Source organism: Aminobacter sp. P4_H6_2 (genome assembly GCF_056400805.1).
The window spans coordinates 1-3,075 of sequence record NZ_JBFUKO010000620.1 but is presented as its reverse complement, the minus strand read 5'-3'; the positions used below and the strand labels follow the sequence as shown (position 1 = coordinate 3,075).

General features: G+C 56.2%; 6 protein-coding genes. 3 read left to right on the top strand and 3 right to left on the bottom strand.

Going from position 1 to position 3,075, the window contains the following annotated elements; genetic code table 11:
• On the top strand, positions 1-295 hold a 295-nt coding region (locus AC1DUU_RS27565), incomplete at its 5' end, for a DUF6766 family protein (RefSeq protein ID WP_476786531.1).
• A 226-nt stretch (positions 296-521) separates the two neighbouring features.
• On the opposite strand, the gene AC1DUU_RS27560 is transcribed toward AC1DUU_RS27565, so the two are convergent.
• The 3 genes from AC1DUU_RS27560 to AC1DUU_RS27550 form a co-directional block, all read right to left on the bottom strand.
• Positions 522-794, bottom strand: coding sequence for a glycine zipper domain-containing protein (locus AC1DUU_RS27560; RefSeq protein WP_476786532.1), 273 nt, complete (start codon positions 792-794; stop codon positions 522-524).
• 401 nt (positions 795-1,195) lie between these two features.
• Positions 1,196-1,504 (bottom strand): DUF1236 domain-containing protein, encoded by a 309-nt coding sequence (locus AC1DUU_RS27555; RefSeq protein ID WP_476786530.1) that lies wholly within the window; start codon positions 1,502-1,504, stop codon positions 1,196-1,198.
• A gap of 233 nt (positions 1,505-1,737) precedes the next feature.
• The gene (locus tag AC1DUU_RS27550) at positions 1,738-1,971 is read right to left on the bottom strand and encodes a hypothetical protein (RefSeq protein ID WP_476786529.1); all 234 of its coding nucleotides are present in this window, start codon (positions 1,969-1,971) and stop codon (positions 1,738-1,740) included.
• Between the two features lie 216 nt (positions 1,972-2,187).
• On the opposite strand from AC1DUU_RS27550, the gene AC1DUU_RS27545 reads away from it, so the two are divergent.
• Positions 2,188-2,439 carry a DUF982 domain-containing protein gene (locus tag AC1DUU_RS27545; RefSeq protein WP_476786528.1) on the top strand — a complete coding sequence of 84 codons (252 nt, stop codon included), beginning with the start codon at positions 2,188-2,190 and terminating at the stop codon, positions 2,437-2,439.
• A gap of 73 nt (positions 2,440-2,512) precedes the next feature.
• Complete coding sequence (locus AC1DUU_RS27540; protein ID WP_476786527.1) at positions 2,513-3,010, top strand: HD domain-containing protein; 498 nt, start codon at positions 2,513-2,515, stop codon at positions 3,008-3,010.
• The last annotated feature ends 65 nt before the right edge of the window (positions 3,011-3,075 follow it).

Here is a 3,075-nt window from a genome sequence, read left to right as displayed (position 1 = left end):
GCTGTATTCTTATTCACTAGGAATAGCCTTGGCATTGCTGTTCATCGTCACTTTTGGGTTGCATTGGGGCGCAAGCCTGTTGGCGGCGAATGAAGCTGCCATCCGGCACGGCAGTGCCGTTCAATCCCTGGCAAGCTATGTCGTGGACCCGCAGCTTTGGTTCGAATCCTTCCAGAACTGGCAATCCGAGTTCCTGTCTACGGCGGTCCTGGTCGTGCTATCAATTTTCCTTCGGCACAAGGGTTCTCCCGAGTCGAAACCTGCTGGCGCATCTAACTCTGAAACGGGCGCGTAGGTGGGTTAGTGCACGGCACATCATGCTCCCGTACCATGACCCTTCAAGCAACAGAATCGCCTCCGTCCAAAGCCGAGATCGGATCGCTCCTGGGGCATCGCCGCGCTTGCGCTAACAACCATGCCGACATGGTCTTTCACCCACCTGGCGCGTCGCGGTAGATCTTGGTCGGACGGGAAGAATAGCGCGTCAGCGCCTCGGCGGTATCATCGATTTGGATAGCGGATCAGTAGTAGCCACTCGGGCAGGGTGCGACATAGGCACGGCCATAACGGTCACGGAAGCGACACTGGTTGGGTTCATTTGCACGGCCGATCAGGCCACCAGCGACGGCACCAACAGCGCCACCGACAAGTGCGCCCTCGGCGCGATTTCCCGGAGCAGCAACAGCACTACCAACGGCAGCGCCACCGAGGCCGCCAATAACTGCGCCTTGCTCTGTCTGCGAGCAGGCTGCAAGCGGCACCATCAGCACAAGGCTCAACACCAGTTTCGTCATCACCAATCACTCCTAAGGAAAGCCCGTACAATGCACGACAGCGAAAATCGATCCACGGCTTGTGGCGCTTAGTAGCATTGAAAAGCCTCGACATTTCGCTCGCGTGATGACGAGCCACATGCGGGCTGCAAGATGGATCTGGGGTGCGGCAGCCGTCGTTTTAGATCTAATACGTGCAAGCGTCGGCTTCCCTGGGCTTGTCAACTGCATTGGGATATTGGGACGGCAGGAAGGGACGAGTCGCCGTAAACGCAACGGCGCGATTGCGTGCTGCCCGGACCCGTCCGCCGCGCCAGCCGGATGCGAAGCGCAAATAATCGTCGATCTGGCCGTCGAAGGCGAGGTGTCCCAGCGTGGGTTAGCCTCGCCCCACCGGAATCCGTCTTCTTGGACGAGAAACGTCACCTTTCAATGATATGCACCACCTTGCGGGTTTGGGGGTCGATCAGCACGGTGCGACCATCAATTACGACGTACTGATACCTGGTCGGCAGGGTGTTTTCAGCAAGTTCGCCCGGCTTGAAAATATCCGGGATGATCGCGCCGACTATCAGTTCAAAGTTCGACGGACGTTCCACCACGACCGGATTGGTTTTTACATATTCTCGGACGACGACCTCCTGTTCAGGCGTAACCACGACAGTTTGGGCAGTCGCAAGAGCGGTTCCAGCGAGAAGGATAGTAGCGGCCAACGTGCTTTGGAAAGTCATATCTGCCTCCTGGGGTTTGAGGCCCTAATAACCGCTGTCGGGCGAAACAGTTCCGCAATCGTCCCCTGCGTCAAGCAAGGGAAGGCAGAACGGGTTCCGCTGAAGGAAACGGATGTGGTCTTCATACGAACTGAACTAGCGGCCAAGAGTGCAGAGGCATCTGCGTTTAATCTGCGTTCAAGAACACCGGCGAGCTGGCAAATGATGGTTCCCTAGAGGCCACAGGAACAGCTTTAAACGAACGCCCCCGCTAATAGCGTGATCGCGCCAATGGTGACCAATAGCAAGCCTGGCCAGTTGCGACCGGTTCCAAAGAAAACTGCGCCACGACGCCAAGGCTCCAGCGTGCGGCCAGCAATCGGGTCTGCGTGGCTGTCGCTCAGATGGCCTCTGTAAATGGCTGCAAATGCCAGCATCACAATCCCACAAATGACCAGCAACGCGCCGAACCACATAACTGCGGCCATGGCCATACTCCTCTCAGTTGCGAACCAACGCGCAACTGGGGGAAATCGATCCGATGGAGATTATCTCTGCTCACAGAACGAGTTTCGATGGTGTCGGTGGAGTCTAGTCGCGTGGAATGTGATGAGCTCGCTTTTTCTTCAACGGGGCCGATTCAGAGTTGATCGGCAAAATCTGCTATCGGTGCAACCGTCTCCCCAGCATGCGCGTTGAGTAGCATGGAAATGAGCCCAATCATCTGGATAAAGGGCGGCGAGTTCTCTCTCCGGAATATCGTCTCCGTTCCCGACGCAGTCGAGTTCCTCGAACAGTGGCCGCTCGATAAACGCAACCCRTTCTTCTATYTGGCAGAGCARGCGCTGCAGGGTGCAATCAACGGCTCCATTCCCATYGATCAGGCTAGRGAGGCTTTTGAAACATTCTGCAAKGAGGCTGGCATACTGGCCGAASAACCSGAGGAYASAAGCTAGATTGGCCCTCCGTAGCKATCAGGAAGGCCACCATCACACTTCCTGGCCGCCGTTTTTGGGGAGGAATGAAACTATGTCATTGCTGGGCCTTGCTATCCGCCTGGCAACGGAAAAGCACGAAGGGCAATTCGACAAGGCCAATGAACCTTACATTCTTCATCCCCTTCGGGTCATGCTTGCGCAAACGAGACAGGCCGAACGGATTGTCGGGGTTCTTCACGACGTAGTCGAAAAGAGCGATGTCACCCTTGATGACCTCGTCGAGATGGGATTTCCAGCTGAGATCGTGTCGGCTGTCGACGCAATGACACGACGGGAGAACGAGGACTATTTTGACTTCGTGAGGCGAAGTGGAGCCAATCAACTTGCCAAGCCCGTTAAGCTCGCGGATGCAAGACAATTTGCGCGCGGTCGTCGAACACGGCTTGCCGGAAGATGCGGACAAGTACGTACGGGCGCTAGAAATCCTCGAGCCAAAATTGACCTGAAATTCGACGTCAAAATTTGGCCGCCTAGTCGAGCGGCGACACGGCCTGTAATGACAAATTCATCAGTGTGTTCGCTCCAATAAAAGTGGTCGGAGGAACTGTAGACCCTCGCAGGAACCAACCGTCCGCGAATGCGTTCTCCGGGGGC

Excerpts from the sequence above, each read along its gene's own strand:
- AC1DUU_RS27560 (WP_476786532.1), bottom strand. The coding sequence starts at position 794 with ATGACGAAACTGGTGTTGAGCCTTGTGCTGATGGTGCCGCTTGCAGCC.
- AC1DUU_RS27550 (WP_476786529.1), bottom strand. The coding sequence starts at position 1,971 with ATGGCCGCAGTTATGTGGTTCGGCGCGTTGCTGGTCATTTGTGGGATT.
- AC1DUU_RS27555 (WP_476786530.1), bottom strand. The coding sequence starts at position 1,504 with ATGACTTTCCAAAGCACGTTGGCCGCTACTATCCTTCTCGCTGGAACC.
- AC1DUU_RS27540 (WP_476786527.1), top strand. The coding sequence starts at position 2,513 with ATGTCATTGCTGGGCCTTGCTATCCGCCTGGCAACGGAAAAGCACGAA.